Annotated in this window: 9 protein-coding genes; 7 read left to right on the top strand and 2 right to left on the bottom strand. The window is 54.2% G+C overall.

The genetic code is table 11. From position 1 onward, the window contains the following. The first annotated feature begins 4 nt into the window (after positions 1–4). Complete coding sequence (gene mscM / locus F3J26_RS08565; RefSeq protein WP_166993287.1) at positions 5–3,343, top strand: miniconductance mechanosensitive channel MscM; 3,339 nt, start codon at positions 5–7, stop codon at positions 3,341–3,343. A gap of 46 nt (positions 3,344–3,389) precedes the next feature. Here the strand turns inward: mscM and F3J26_RS08560 are convergent, their stop codons facing one another. Next, complete coding sequence (locus F3J26_RS08560) at positions 3,390–4,280, bottom strand: LysR family transcriptional regulator (protein ID WP_008453630.1); 891 nt, start codon at positions 4,278–4,280, stop codon at positions 3,390–3,392. A gap of 105 nt (positions 4,281–4,385) precedes the next feature. On the opposite strand from F3J26_RS08560, the gene F3J26_RS08555 reads away from it, so the two are divergent. The 6 genes from F3J26_RS08555 (at position 4,386) to F3J26_RS08530 (ending at position 13,199) form a co-directional block, all read left to right on the top strand. Next, a complete protein-coding gene (locus F3J26_RS08555) occupies positions 4,386–5,087 on the top strand; it encodes a pirin family protein (protein ID WP_166993284.1) in 702 nt (233 codons plus the stop codon). 1,173 nt (positions 5,088–6,260) lie between these two features. Further along, on the top strand, positions 6,261–8,900 hold the full coding sequence (locus tag F3J26_RS22680) for a glycosyltransferase (protein ID WP_286180218.1): 2,640 nt from the start codon (positions 6,261–6,263) through the stop codon (positions 8,898–8,900). Further along, positions 8,900–10,348, top strand: a complete 1,449-nt coding sequence (locus F3J26_RS08545; RefSeq protein ID WP_008453637.1) for a radical SAM protein — start codon at positions 8,900–8,902, stop codon at positions 10,346–10,348. The genes F3J26_RS22680 and F3J26_RS08545 overlap by 1 nt, the downstream gene beginning before the upstream one ends. Before the next feature lie 3 nt (positions 10,349–10,351). Beyond that, positions 10,352–11,143: a hypothetical protein gene (locus F3J26_RS08540; protein ID WP_166993277.1), complete on the top strand. Its 792-nt coding sequence runs from the start codon at positions 10,352–10,354 to the stop codon at positions 11,141–11,143. 81 nt (positions 11,144–11,224) lie between these two features. After that, complete coding sequence (locus tag F3J26_RS08535; protein WP_166993274.1) at positions 11,225–12,388, top strand: MFS transporter; 1,164 nt, start codon at positions 11,225–11,227, stop codon at positions 12,386–12,388. A gap of 16 nt (positions 12,389–12,404) precedes the next feature. Then, positions 12,405–13,199 (top strand): hypothetical protein, encoded by a 795-nt coding sequence (locus F3J26_RS08530; protein WP_166993271.1) that lies wholly within the window; start codon positions 12,405–12,407, stop codon positions 13,197–13,199. A gap of 41 nt (positions 13,200–13,240) precedes the next feature. On the opposite strand, the gene F3J26_RS08525 is transcribed toward F3J26_RS08530, so the two are convergent. Next, positions 13,241–14,338 (bottom strand): AAA family ATPase, encoded by a 1,098-nt coding sequence (locus F3J26_RS08525; protein ID WP_166993267.1) that lies wholly within the window; start codon positions 14,336–14,338, stop codon positions 13,241–13,243. Positions 14,339–14,341: the final 3 nt, after the last annotated feature.

Raw genomic sequence — 14,341 nt, 5'->3', positions numbered from 1 at the left:
TGACGTGCGCCTGATTATCACGTTCCTGATGGCCTGGTGCCTCAGCCTGGGGGCATACGCAGCGACAGCCCCCGATGCAAAACAAATCTCGCAAGAACTGGAGCAGGCTAAGGCCGCCAAAAACACGCCTAACCAGGCAGAAATTGTTGAAGCACTCCAGTCGGCACTGAATGCGCTGGACGAGCGTAAAGCCTCGCTCGAACGCGCCGAACAATACCAACAAGTCATTGATAATTTCCCTAAACTGTCGCAAACCCTGCGTAAGCAACTGACCAACCTGCGCGATGAACCCGAGGAAGTTTCCCCGGGCATGAGCAGCGACGCGCTGAACCAGGAGATCCTGCAGGTCAGCAGCCAGCTTCTGGACAAAAGCCGCCTTGCTCAGCAGGAACAGGAAAGAACCCGGGACATCAGCGATTCGTTAAGCCAGCTGCCTCAGCAGCAAACGGATGCGCGCCGCCAGCTGAACGATATCGAGCGCCGCGCCGGTTCCCAGCAAATCGGCAGTACCCCGCTCGCCCAGGCCCAGCACTTCCTGCTGCAGGCCGAATCCGCACGCCTGAAAGCGCAGGTTGATGAACTCGAACTGGCGCAGCTTTCCGCTAACAACCGCCAGGAGCTTTCGCGCATGCGCGCCGAACTGGCGCAGAAGCAAAGCACCCAGCTGGATGCCTATCTCCAGGCGTTGAGAAATCAGCTCAATAGCCAGCGCCAACGTGAGGCGGAACAGGCGCTGGAAAGCACCGAACTGCTGGCGGAAACCAGCGCTAACCTGCCGCCGGAAATCGTCGAGCAGTTCAAAAATAACCGCGAGCTTTCCCAGGCACTCAATCAGCAAGCTCAGCGTATGGACCTGGTCGCCTCTCAGCAGCGGCAGGCTAATAACCAGACGCTGGAGGTCCGCCAGGCGTTGAATACGCTCCGCGAGCAGTCCCAGTGGCTCGGCGTTTCCAACGTGCTGGGTGAAGCGCTTCGTGCCCAGGTCGCCCGGCTGCCGGACATGCCCAAACCGCAGCAACTGGATACCGAGCTGGCTCAGCTGCGCGTAGAGCGCCTGCACTATGAAGATTTGCTCAATAAGCATGCTCAACTGCGACAGGTTCGCCAGGCAGACGGCAGCCCGTTAACGCCGGAACAAAATAAGATCCTGCAGGCCCAGCTTCGCACCCAGCGAGAGCTGCTGAATTCGCTGTTGCAGGGCGGCGATACCCTGATCCTTGAACTCACCAAGCTGAAAGTGGCCAACAGCCAGCTGGAAGATGCCCTGAAAGAGGTGAACGAGGCGACCCACCGCTACCTGTTCTGGACATCGGACGTCAGCCCAATCGGCATCAGTTGGCCGCTGGAAATCGTTCAGGATCTGCGGCGTCTGGTCTCGCTGGATACCTTCAGTCAGTTGGGGAAGGCCGCGATCATGATGGTGACCAGCAAAGAGACGCTGCTGCCGCTCTTTGGTGCGCTGATTCTGGTCGGGTTTAGCATTAGCTCGCGCCGACACTTCACCGCCTTCCTGGAGCGCTCCAGCGCCAAAGTCGGCAAAGTGACCCAGGATCACTTCCGCCTGACGCTGCGCACCGTGTTCTGGTCGATTCTGGTCGCCTCTCCGCTTCCCGTACTGTGGGCGACGCTCGGCTATGGTTTGCAGGAGGCATGGCCTTACCCTATCGCCGTGGCGATTGGCGACGGTGTAACCGCCACGGTTCCCCTGCTTTGGGGGGTGATGATCTGTGCAACCTTCGCCCGCCCTACCGGGCTGTTTGTGGTGCATTTCGGCTGGCCGCGCGAGCGCGTAGGCCGGGCCATGCGCTACTACATCATGAGCATTGGCCTGATTGTGCCGCTGATCATGGCGCTGATTATGTTCGATAACCTCAACGACAGAGAGTTTTCTGCCTCTCTGGGCAGGCTTTGCTTCATCATGATTTGCGGCGCGCTGGCTATCGTCACGCTTAGCCTTAAGCGCGCCGGGCTGCCGCTCTACCTCGACAAACAGGGCGATGGCGACAACATCGTCAATACCATTCTTTGGAACCTGCTGCTTTGCGCACCGCTGATGGCCATTCTGGCGGCTGTCGTCGGCTATCTGGCGACGGCTCAGGCGCTACTGGCGCGGCTGGAAACCTCGGTGGCTATCTGGTTCCTGCTGCTGGTGATTTATCACATTATTCGCCGTTGGATGCTGATTCAGCGCCGCCGTCTGGCCTTTGATCGTGCCAAACACCGCCGGGCTGAAATCCTGGCCCAGCGAGCGCGTGGCGAAGAAGAGACGGCGCATGCCAACAGCACTGAAGGATCGGCCGAAACCGTGGACGAACCGGAAGTCGATCTGGATACCATCAGCGCCCAGTCCCTGCGCCTGGTTCGCTCGATTCTGACGCTGATCGCCCTGCTGTCGGTGATCGTTCTGTGGTCGGAAATCCACTCGGCGTTTGGCTTCCTCGGCAACATTACTCTGTGGGATGTCACCTCCACGGTTCAGGGTGTGGAAAGCATCGAGCCGATTACGCTTGGTGCGGTACTGATTGCCATTCTAGTGCTGATTATTACCACCCAACTGGTGCGTAACCTGCCCGCGCTGCTGGAGCTGGCGATTCTCCAGCACCTGAACTTAACCCCCGGCACCGGCTATGCGATCACAACCATCACGAAGTACCTGCTGCTGCTGATTGGCGGCCTGGTTGGCTTCTCGATGGTGGGGATTGAATGGTCCAAACTGCAGTGGCTGGTGGCGGCGCTCAGCGTGGGCTTAGGCTTCGGTTTACAGCAAATCTTTGCCAACTTCGTCTCCGGCCTGATTATTCTGTTCGAGAAGCCGATACGCATCGGCGACACGGTCACCATCCGCGATCTGACGGGCACCATCACGCGAATTAACACCCGCGCGACAACCATCAGCGACTGGGACCGCAAAGAAATCATCGTGCCGAATCAGGCCTTTATTACCGAACAGTTCATCAACTGGTCGCTTTCGGACTCGGTCACGCGCGTGGTACTCACTATTCCTGCTCCGTCAGAAGCAAATACGGAAGAGGTCACCCAGATCCTGCTGGAAGCCGCACACCGCTGCACGCTGGTGCTCGATACGCCAGCGCCGGAAGCCTTCCTGGTTGATCTCCAGCAAGGTATCCAGATGTTCGAACTGCGTATTCACGCGGCGGAAATGGGCCACCGAATGCCGCTGCGCCACGAAATCCACCAGCTGATTCTGCAGGGCTTCCGCGAGCACAACATCGAGATGCCGTTCCCACCGTTCCAGATGCGTCTGGAGAGCCTCGGCGGGCAACGTAGCAGTAAGACGATTAAATCCGCGGGCAGAGCCGCCAGAACGCCTGGCAGCCTGTAATTTCAAGGAAGGGCAAAACGCGTTGGCAAAAAACCAACGCGTTTTTTTATTTCAGCAGTTTAGGCAGTTCACGCAGGCACCAGGCTTTGGCCTCGCCCATGCTGTCGCGCCGCCACGCCATGATGATATCAATCTCGTTGGTATATTCCGGGCTAACCACCCGCAGGCGACCTTCGGCAATATCCTGCTCAACCAGCGGATACGGCATCGTCGCCACGCCAAGCCCGGCCAGCAGCGCCAGCCGCTTCTCTTCGATAGAGCTCACCGTCAGGCGCGGCTGTTTATCCAACAGACGTACCGTTAACACCGGCCTTTCACGGGCGGTATCGGCCACCGCCACGCCACGATACTTCACGCGGGTCACCTCAGAAAGAGGCTCCGGCTCCTGATGAATCGGGTGATCCGGCGCGGCAACATAAACGCTCATCACTTTGTAAAGCTTGCGGGAGTTAATCTCCGAGGAACTGCGGAAGTGCATATCCGGCGCGATAACAATATCCGCCCTGCCCTGCTCCAGGCGCTCCCAGGCCCCGGCCAGTACTTCGGTGAAAATAGATAATTGGGTGTCAGCTTTATCGGCCAGCTTATCCACCAGCGGGAACAGTTTTTCCGTCGGCACCAGCGCTTCGGTGACGATGGTCAGGTTTGCCTCCCAGCCCCGCGCCAACGCTTCCGCGTCAGTGGTCAACTTATCCGCCGCTTCGAGCAGCACGCGCCCTCGTTCCAGCAGCATACGCCCCACGTTGGTAAATTTGGTGCGGTGGCCGGATCGGTCAAACAGCACCACATCTAACTCTTCTTCCAGTTTTTGCATGGTGTAGCTGAGCGCGGACGGTACACGTCCCAGCTCGTCGGCCGCAGCGGCAAAGCTCCCGCGCCTGTCAATCGCATCCATGACCCTTAACGCTTCCAGCGTCAACGCCCTTTCTTTCGCCATTTCGTTCTCATTCAGGAAATTTGAACATACCGAGCAGATTAACTGGCTAACAATGCAGCGTCCAGACCCTTAACATGGGTTTAGTGTAAAGAGAGGTCAAGAATTATGATTACGACAAGAACAGCCAAACAGTGTGGTAAAGCTGACTACGGATGGCTGCAGGCTCGCTACACCTTTTCTTTTGGACACTACTTCGACCCGAAACTGCTGGGCTACGCCTCTCTGCGCGTGCTCAACCAGGAAGTTCTGGCCCCTGGAGCCTCGTTTCAACCGCGCGGCTACCCGAAAGTAGACATCCTCAACCTGATTCTGGAAGGGGAAGCGGAATACCGCGACAGCGACGGCAACCATATCCAGGCCAGCGCCGGTGAGGTCCTGCTGCTTTCCACCCAGCCGGGGATCAGCTATAGCGAGCACAACCTCAGCAAAGACAAATCGCTGACGCGTATGCAGCTGTGGCTGGATGCCTGCCCGGATCGTGAAAATCCGCTGGTACAAAAGATCCCGTTAGCGGGAACATCTCATCAGCTGATTGCCTCGCCGGATGGCAGCAATCATAGCCTGCAGCTCCGCCAGCAGGTGTGGATCCACCATATTGAGATGCAAAAGGGCGAGCAGCTAAGCTTCCAGCTTCATGGCCCACGGGCCTATCTGCAGTCAATTCACGGCACGGTGCATGCGGTGACGCCATCAGAAGAGAAAGAAGCGCTCACATGCGGCGATGGCGCGTTTATTCGTGATGAGGCGAATATCACCCTGGTCGCCGATACGCCGCTGCGCGGCCTGCTGATCGACTTACCGATCTAACCTACCGCCTGCCTCTTTCGTCCTGAAAGGGGCAGCATCCTTCTATCCCTGGGCATTTCTCCGCAAAATTCATTCTGTAGAAAACCGCCTCGTCCAGGACACAGGCCGCATACGGCCAAATATTGCCATGCCTACGAATAACATCCCCGATATATTCTCGTTGGTTTTGGTGCTTTATTACTTTGGTTAATGCTCACTTGCATGGTCGGCGCAACCGCTAACTCGTTCAAATATTTCGATAAATCATCATTCAATCTTGCAATCAGCGCGCGCGTAGACTACCAGTTCAGCTTCTGTAAAAGCCCCATATAGTAAGTAAATATTTAAGGGCTGCGTTTCCTCTAGCCCTTACTATTTATCATGACTTAAATAATAACCTAATATTTATAATGAGTTACGAATACCTGGTGTGAGTTTTACTCTTCCCATACCAAAGTTAAGGGTTCGGTATACCTGAGAGCGCTCTTTTATTAGGGTAAAGAGGAAAATCGCGTTACATATTTCTTAATATGTAAACTCTGTGACGCTCAAAATAAAAGACTCGGAATGAGTAAATTCGCGGCGCCTTGGGAACATTCCCAATCATGACTAAAGTTTCAAAACAAACATCTCAACGCTAACACAACTCCTTATTTAAAAGGTCTAAAATGAATATTAACTTTAGACTGGTTATTAAAAATTCCGGTTTAAAAACAAAATAAGAATGTGTGATAACGCTCACCAACTGGAACGTTCCCGCTTTACGGCAAAAAAAGGAGACGTTTAAGATTGACCTCTCTTTTGAACCACTCTGGAAAGCCAACAAACATCAATAAAAAAATCAAATACTGATAATTAAAAATCAGAAAATCGCCAGAGTATAAATCCGGGAAACGAATAAAACCGGCGAACGCGCTCGGCCTAAAAATAAATATAAATATTACATTGATAAACGCCACTGCGTTTAGCTATCCCGCAAGCTAATTCTTGCAGGCACTTTGATACATACAGCACTTGAAAGTCAGCACCGGCACTGCTGCTGACGATGTTTTCTGATTTTGCCGGTTCCGAATGACTTCGGGCGTTATCGAAAGCGCAGTCATTCAGGATGTATCAATTGCTTACAACAAATAAGCGTAGCAGTTTCGCTTCAAAGGGGTAGTTGCCATGGACGTTTATGGTCAAAGATATGCCATGTTTATCTCTTTTGATGCTGTTGCCGTCTCAGGTATTACGGTGGAAGCATTAAAAGTCTCTCAAAGCCTTAAGCAAAAAGGTATCAACTCTTATCTCGATCTTGGGTATGACATTAAAGTTGACAAAGGCAATTTTAATAAACCTTACGATCATGAGCCAGAAATTTATCGCGATGCTTTTACCTTAACGCGCATCAGTGGGATTACATCTGTACCTCATTACTCCCCAGAGTTTATTGAAAAAGCACACGCCGTACTTATCAGTGAAAGGCTTTCTGTTTCATTTGAAGAAAAAGAAGAAATAATCCGCGCCGTTGAATATTCCGCCCAAAGTCTGGCCGAAAGAATTTTACTTCAATGGGAACAGCTTCGAATTTGCAACGTGATTGTCGAAAACGGCACGCTGCCAGAGAATATAATTTATACCCGCGCACTTTATCTCGCTATAGAACAATACGGCCACCGTCACCAGTTAGGAAATTTTGTTATCTGGCGCGATCACGACCTCATGTGGAACAGCGAGAAAAATATCATGAAGTATGGTTTACCGCCGTACAACCATGCCATTAAACCGATCAAATCCCCTTTTATTAGCTACGTAACGCTGAATAACGATCTCAAAGAAAAGCTGGAACACTGGTGCCAACGGGAAGTCGATATTCACGTAGTAAAAAATACCTACAGCTTTACCGGCCAACAGGCGCTGAAAAACATCCGGTCATCCCTGGATATTTCCGCCGATGACATAGTCATTGCCCGAACGACGCGCATCATTCCGCAGAAGCGCCTGGACCGTGACGTGCTGCTGGTACAACGCCTTAACCACCTGTTCAGAAAGCACAATATTGATAAAACCGTCTGGCTTTTGATCGCCGGCGATACCCGTGAGCACGCCACGCATGCAGGCGAGCTGGAGCAACTGGCACAGGAGCTGGACATTAAGCCCTATGTGAAGTTTCTTGGCCCGCTGCACCATAACTTCATGCCCAAAAGCCAGGGAAAAATCACCATCGAGGATCTCTACCATTCATGTGACCTGGTGTCGTTCCTGACCTCATGGGACTACGACAGCTACGGTAATCCCATTGGGGAGGCGATCAGCAGCCAGCGCTGCTACATCACCACCCGCTACGAATATTACCCGGAAGTCTACGGCCAGCACGGCTTTGAAGCCCCAGTGATGCCTATTTCAGACGGACAAGACGGCCTGCCTGACGAAGCCTTCATCAACGAAGTCTTTTTACTGCTTACCAATAAACCTGAAATGGATCGTATAGCCGCGAAGAACTTCGCCATCGGCAAAAACATCCTTTCTAACAACGTGATGGACATTCTGAATATCACCGCCCCAGGAGTAGATATGCGCGATAACATTTTCGTCTCGGTAGTGCTGCCTGTTTACAATGAAAGCGACCGAATTGATGAAGTTTTAGCCTCATTATTTGGCCAACAAACGCAAGGCCGATTGGTAACCCATGACGCTTATGAAGTGATCATCGTGGATAACAATTCCCGCGACGATTCCGTGGCAAAGATAAACCTCTTCAAAGAAAAACATCCGGCGATGGATGTGCACATTATTCAAGAGAAGATTCAGGGTGTCTCATCGGCCCGTAAATGCGGTATGGATTACGCCGCCCTGCGCTCAAGGGCGCGTGATGCCCGGCTGGGCAAAAGCAATAAACACTATATTGTCTCCGCCGATGCCGACTGCACCGTGGATCCTTACTGGCTGCATACCCTGATAGAAAAAATGATTGCCGACGACGGCGATCTCGGGACCTGCAATTACTATTACGACCGCGAAGCATTCCAGCAGCGCCCCAACCTTTTCCGTGAAATCCAAAAAACCCTGCGCTGCCGCGACGTTTCGTTCTCGCTGTTTGGCGGCTTTCCGGATGGCAAAGGCTTCGCTGTTGAGCGAGGCCTGTACGAAAAAATTGGTGGCATCGAGATCTTCTACCAGTTGGAAAAAGGACGCTTCGTAGAACACCTTTCCGACGACTGGGATTTCGGCATCAAGATCATCGCCTGCGGCGGCAAGCCTGTTTACGCCAAAGAATCCTTTGTGGAAATCAACAGCCGCCGCGTGGACACCATTATTGACGATGTGATCAGCGGCATCGCCTACGGCAGCGACGGCATCATCATCATGAAAGATGTGCGCCCGGACGTCTCAATCCAAAAAAACACGCTGATTGACCTCACCGAAGAGCAGGCCCGGCAGGGTTGGGAATACTCCATCAAAGACTACATCCCGAAAAACATCGTTCTTCCAGCCTTGCTGAATCCGCACATCTTGCTGGAGAACGAGCGGGTACGTGCCTTTTTCTCACCGCAGGTTGCAGAGCGGCTTTACCAGCGCATTCACGCCATTAAGCATGAAATGAGCATCATCGACTTTAAGCCGATCCATAGCTACAAAACGCCAGCCTACCGGCTCTATTTCGAGTTCCGCCACGAGATATTCACCGCGCTGCGCAACGCCGTCGGGGAGGACATTGGCTTTGCACCACCGCTTCCGGCCTGCTTTGACAACGTCGCGGAAAAAGATTTCGAACGCTTTGTCTGGTACTTCTGTGAAGATCGCGAGTCCGGTGAAGCCCACAACTACTTTGCCAACGGAGGTGTTTTCTGATGAATACCGAAGCTCTCGCGTCATTAAAAGATCTCGACCCGGCCTATCCGGTTCCGGCAGTTTACGGTTTCCTCTCCCAGCCGGAGAACGAGGCTTTTCTGGACTACGTCCATAAAGATCCTTTTGGCTGCCATGTTTTTCCCGGTGACATTGAGCACTACCCGCTGGCGTCGTTCTTTGCCGATATGGAGCACGACATTCGGGCTGCGAAACAGATCCATCTGTGGGCCTATATCCCCACCTGCCGCTACCGCTGCCACTTCTGCCAGTATCCAACGGTGATTCTCAACCCGAAATCGCCTTCAGCGGAAGGCGTCTTCCGGGATCTGGTGGACTACAACATCAAAGAAGCGAAGATGTGGCTGGAAAAAGTACCGAGCCTGTCAAAAGCGGAAATTGGAGAATTCAATATCTTTGGCGGCACGCCTTCCCTGCTCCCGGAGCCGGAACTGCGTCGGTTGATGGACTTCTATTACACCCACTTTAATTTCTCGGCGGCAACGCTTCGCTTTGAAGGCGAACCTGGGACATTAAACCGCGAATACATCGGCATTCTGAAAGAGCTGGGCTTCAGCAAAATCAGCTTCGGCACCCAATCTTTTAACGACGCCATTATTGCCGCCTGTGGCCGCCAGCACACCGCCGACGAGTGTGAAGAAACCATACGCAGCGCGCGGGAACAGGGCATTGACTGGGTCAGCGTCGATCTTATCTACGGCATGCTGGGTCAAACCGTGGATGACGTGAAGTACGACATGGAGCGCACCCTGGCGCTGGATCTCTCCCACGTCGTCTGCACCAAGCTGCACATGGAAGAGTTCATGAAAACGCGCACCGGCGTATCCGGCGAACGTGAAAGCCTGTGGCAGAAAAAAGGGCTGATCAACATGAACAACATGACGTTCCCTGGGCTGGGCAAGCAATATCAAATGCGCGAGCTGGTCGAGAAATACCTCACCGAGGGCTATCGCGAACACCCCACGATGTATTTCCACCAGAACCACCTGGAAGCGGAAAAGTGGAAAGGGCTGATCACCGATCTGGACAAGCAGTATCCCGAGGTCGCCATCGGCCTGGGCGGCAGTTCGAAATGCACCCGCGCCGAAGCCATCAACATCACCGGCTATAAGCAATACAAGCAGTTCCTCGATGAAGGCCGCCTGCCTATCGAAGAAAGCCACGGTATTTCACCGGAACAGCGCGAAGTTAACGCCTTCAAAATGGCCCTCTCCACGCTCATTCCGGTTGACGATACCGTGTTCGCGACACGCTTCAACGGCAACAGCTTTTTTGAAAACCGCATCATCAAACCAACGCTGGAAAAGCTGCAGGCAAAAGAACTCGTGGTGATTGATCAAGGCGTGGTCACGCTGACGCCCATCGGCGTCACGCTGGTTGAAGCCATCATTAACACCCAATTCATCTCAGCCGACGCAGAACAGGAGTAACTGATGAGCCACTCTTCAACCACGCCGGTTTTCAGCCTGTTTTACATCGCCATCGACACCGAAGCGGGCATCACCCAGCAGGCGTTTGAAACCTTTGTGCAAAATAAAGGCGTACATATTCCCTGCTATCCGGGCTGGCGCTGGACGCTGCTTCGCGGGCTACGCGGCGAACGTGCCGGGCAATATTTGATGCTGTTTGAAATCGAAAATGCGGCAATGCGGGATCGCTATATGGCCGCAGACGGCAACCAGACCGAAGAGGCCCGCGAGTTCTGGGGGCAGCATCCTGAAGCGGAAGCGCTGCTGGCCGAATGGCGCAGCTACGGCACTTTCAGCGAACTGCCAACGCTGTTCACCGATTATCGCCTGCTGGCCGAAAATCAGAAAAGCACCGTCCAGCCGGGTCCCCGCTACCAGCAGCAGCCCCCTGTTGCTCGGGTGATTGGTATTCACAACCTCGCACTGCGCCCCAACGCCAGCGCCGAACAGTTTGAACGTTTTATCGAGGGCAACCATCACCGGATTGAAGATTACCCGGACTGGAAATTCCGGCTGTTGAAAGGGGAGCGAGGTAACCGGCTCGATCAGTATGTGGTGCTGATGGAAATCGCCAGCCTGGAGGCGCTGGATGTCTTTTACCCCGAACCGGATATCGCTACCGACGAAGCGGCCAAATTCGCCCAGGCGCACCGCGATACCAAACAAATGTACGAGGAATGGAAAAAACTCGCCTCGTTTTCCGGGTCGCCACAAATCTATACCGATTACCTCTCGGTAGCAGAAAGCCTCAATTAACGCTTACCGCCGCGCGTGCCCGAAAGACCGGGCACGACGCATTCACGCGAGTGAATTCACACATTGAGTCACAAAATTACTATGACGATTAACTCAACACCAACCCTGGCGGACGTACAGTCGCGGGAACAGCATGCCACACGCGCCATATTTTTTATGGCCGGTTTAGCCATGTCGTCCTGGGCCCCGCTAATTCCTTTCGCTAAAGCGCGGCTGGCTATTAACGACGGCGCTTTAGGGCTGCTGCTCTTTTGCATCGCCGCAGGCTCGATGCTCGTCATGCCGTTTACCGGCCGGCTGATCGCTCGCTTTGGTTGCCGTCGCCTGATGATCCTCAGCGTGCTGGGGCTTGCCGCGGATTTACCGCTGCTAATGCTGTTTGACCAGCGTGAAGCCATGGCGCTGGCTTTGCTGCTGTTCGGCACCTTCAACGGCATGCTCGACGTCGCCATGAATGCTCACGCCGTGGTCGTCGAACAGGAGAGCGAGCAGGCAAAAATGTCCGGCTTTCACGGCTTTTACAGTATCGGCAGCATTGCCGGCGCAGGCTTCGTCAGCTTCTTTCTGTGGCTGGGGGCTACACCGTTGCTTGCCGTGTGCACCATCACTGTTTTTCTGACTTTACTGCTCGCCGCCTCTGCCCGGAACATTTTGCCCAAACAAAATAAAGCCACGAGCAGCAAAGGCGAGACGTTACGCGTGCTGAGCCATCCGCCCGTGCTGGCCATCGCGATACTTTGCTTTTTCGTCTTCATGCTTGAAGGCGCCATGCTGGACTGGTCGGCGGTATTTATGACCTCGGAACGCGGCATGAGCGCTTCGCTCGCGGGCTTCGGCTACACCTTATATTCCATCACCGTCACCCTTGGGCGGCTCAGCGGCGATCGTCTGGTCAGCGCCCTGGGCGGCAAACTCGTGCTGCTCCTCGGCTGCGCTATTGCTGGCATCGGGATTATCCTGCTCGTCTTCACCCATTGGGGCACCTTGCCGGGGTTTATCCTGGTCGGAGCCGGGCTTGCCAACATTATTCCCATTCTATTCACCTCCGCCGGTAACCAGCCGGGGGTTTCAGCGGATTTCGCGATCCCTGCCGTCACGATTTTTGGCTACAGCGGCCTGCTCGCGGGACCTGCGCTGATTGGCTTTATCGCCCATCACATTGGGCTCAGTTTGACCTTCAGCGGTGCCCTGTTGCTGCTTTTGTGTGTGGCTTCAGGTTCGCCGTTTATTTCTCGCCAGCGTTAATGAAACAGGAGTTTGTATGAGTCACTCATCACCGGCAGTATTCAGCCTTCACTATGTAGGTCTTAACCTGAAAAAGGGCGTCACCGAAGAGACGTTCGAAGCCTTTGTGCAGGCCAAAGGCGTGCACATCCCGGCTTATCCGGGCTGGCGCTGGACCTTGCTGAAAGGCCTGCGCGGCGAGCGTCAGAACCAATATCTGATGCTGTACGAAGCAGAAAATGCCGACAGCTACGCGCGCTATATTGATAGTCAGGGGGAACAAACGGAACAGGCACGTGCTTTTTGGCGCGATCATCCTGCAGGCATTGAGCTTATCAACACCTGGAAAACCTTCGCGACGTTTGGCGAACTGCCAACGATTTTCTCCACCTACCAGCAGCTCGCTGAAAACGAACATAGCTCTTTGGCAGAAGGGCCAAACTACCAGCTACGCGACGGACAAGAACCGATTAAACGCGTGGTCGGGCTGCATAATCTGGCATTGCGTTCAGGTGTTTCCCCGCAGACTTTCGATACGTTTATCCGCGACAACGTTCACCGTATCGACGACTACCCGGGCTGGAAATTCCATATGTTGAAAGGCACCGGCGGCAATCGAGTTGAGCAATATCTGGTGATGCTCGAGATAGAAAGCCTGGCCTCGCTAAACTCTTTCCACCCGGAGCTGGATGTCTCCACGGAGAAATCGCTGCAGTTCGTGAAGGATCATCAGGAAAGCGAAAGGATGTACGACGAATGGCGCGAACTGGCTTCGTTCTCCGGCGCCCCACAGCTTTATACCGACTACATCACCATTGCCGGTAGCCTGTAACCTTACGTTTCCCTTCTCCTTGCGGGGAAGGGAAAACGGCGTCAGGCCAGCTGGGTCATCGTGGTTTCCCCTTTCTCAATACCTAACTCGTACAGCGTAAACGCCGTATATTTTTCGATAAGGGTAGCCAGTTCAGGCGAGTGACTGGTAAGCCAAATCTGCGTGTAGCGGCTTGCCTCAGCAATCAGGCGGGCAAGCGCAGGGAGCATTTGCGGATGCAGGCTATTTTCAGGCTCATTGAGGGCGATAAACTGCGGCGGTCTCGGGCTGAGCAGCGCCACCGTCAGGCAGAGAAAACGCAGCGTGCCATCTGAAAACTCCGCGGACTCCAGCGGGCGATTAATCCCCAGTCGGTTCATCATCATCTGGAAGCGCCCGCCGCTGTTATCGCAGAAAAACGTGCATTCCGGGAAAGCCTGCTCCAGCACGGTAAACATCAGCTCGCTGTCGCCAATTTCGACGATGGTCTGAAACGCGGCGGCCAGGTTCAGGCCATCGCCGGACAGCACCGGGGAGCGGTAGCCCACCTGCGGCAGCCTCAGGCCAGCGCCTTTAGAAATATCGAACTCGTGGTAGAAACGCCAGTTACGAAGCGTCTCCCTGGCGCTGGAGACTTCCGGGTACAAATGCGGCTCGCCAAGCTGGCCAAAGAGGGATTCATTTTCGTACAGCGTGGCGGCGTGAGTCACCTTTTCGCCGTTGACGTTATTAAGGAAAACCGTCTGATTACGCCGCTGCATGACCGACGACGAAGGGCGCCGCCGGTAGCCGCTGAGCCAGATTTGCTCCTCTTTAACAATGGGATCGAGGCCAAACATCGTCGGGTACGGCAGCGGCTCGGGAAAGCCCACCTGCAGCTCATATTCAAACGTATCCGTTTCTACCGCCAGCGTCAGCCTGCGCGGCGCGCCGGCGTAGCCGCGGGCGCGATCGCCCGCCCACATCGCTTTCTGGATCCCGCCTTCATCAGAAAGCCAATGTGACAGTTGCCCACTCCCCGCACCGTGGATCAGATGGATCGCCTTATAAATATTAGACTTACCGCACCCGTTGGGCCCAAACACCACGTTCAGCCTGCCCAAATCAATGGAAAGCTTGCGCACGGAACGGTAGTTGTCGATGTAGAGGGATTTGATCATGAT

The organism is Enterobacter sp. Ap-867, from assembly GCF_011752855.1.
Classification (GTDB): domain Bacteria; phylum Pseudomonadota; class Gammaproteobacteria; order Enterobacterales; family Enterobacteriaceae; genus Cedecea.
Note: the sequence above shows the minus strand (reverse complement) of the source record. Positions and strands in the feature narration are given on the sequence as shown.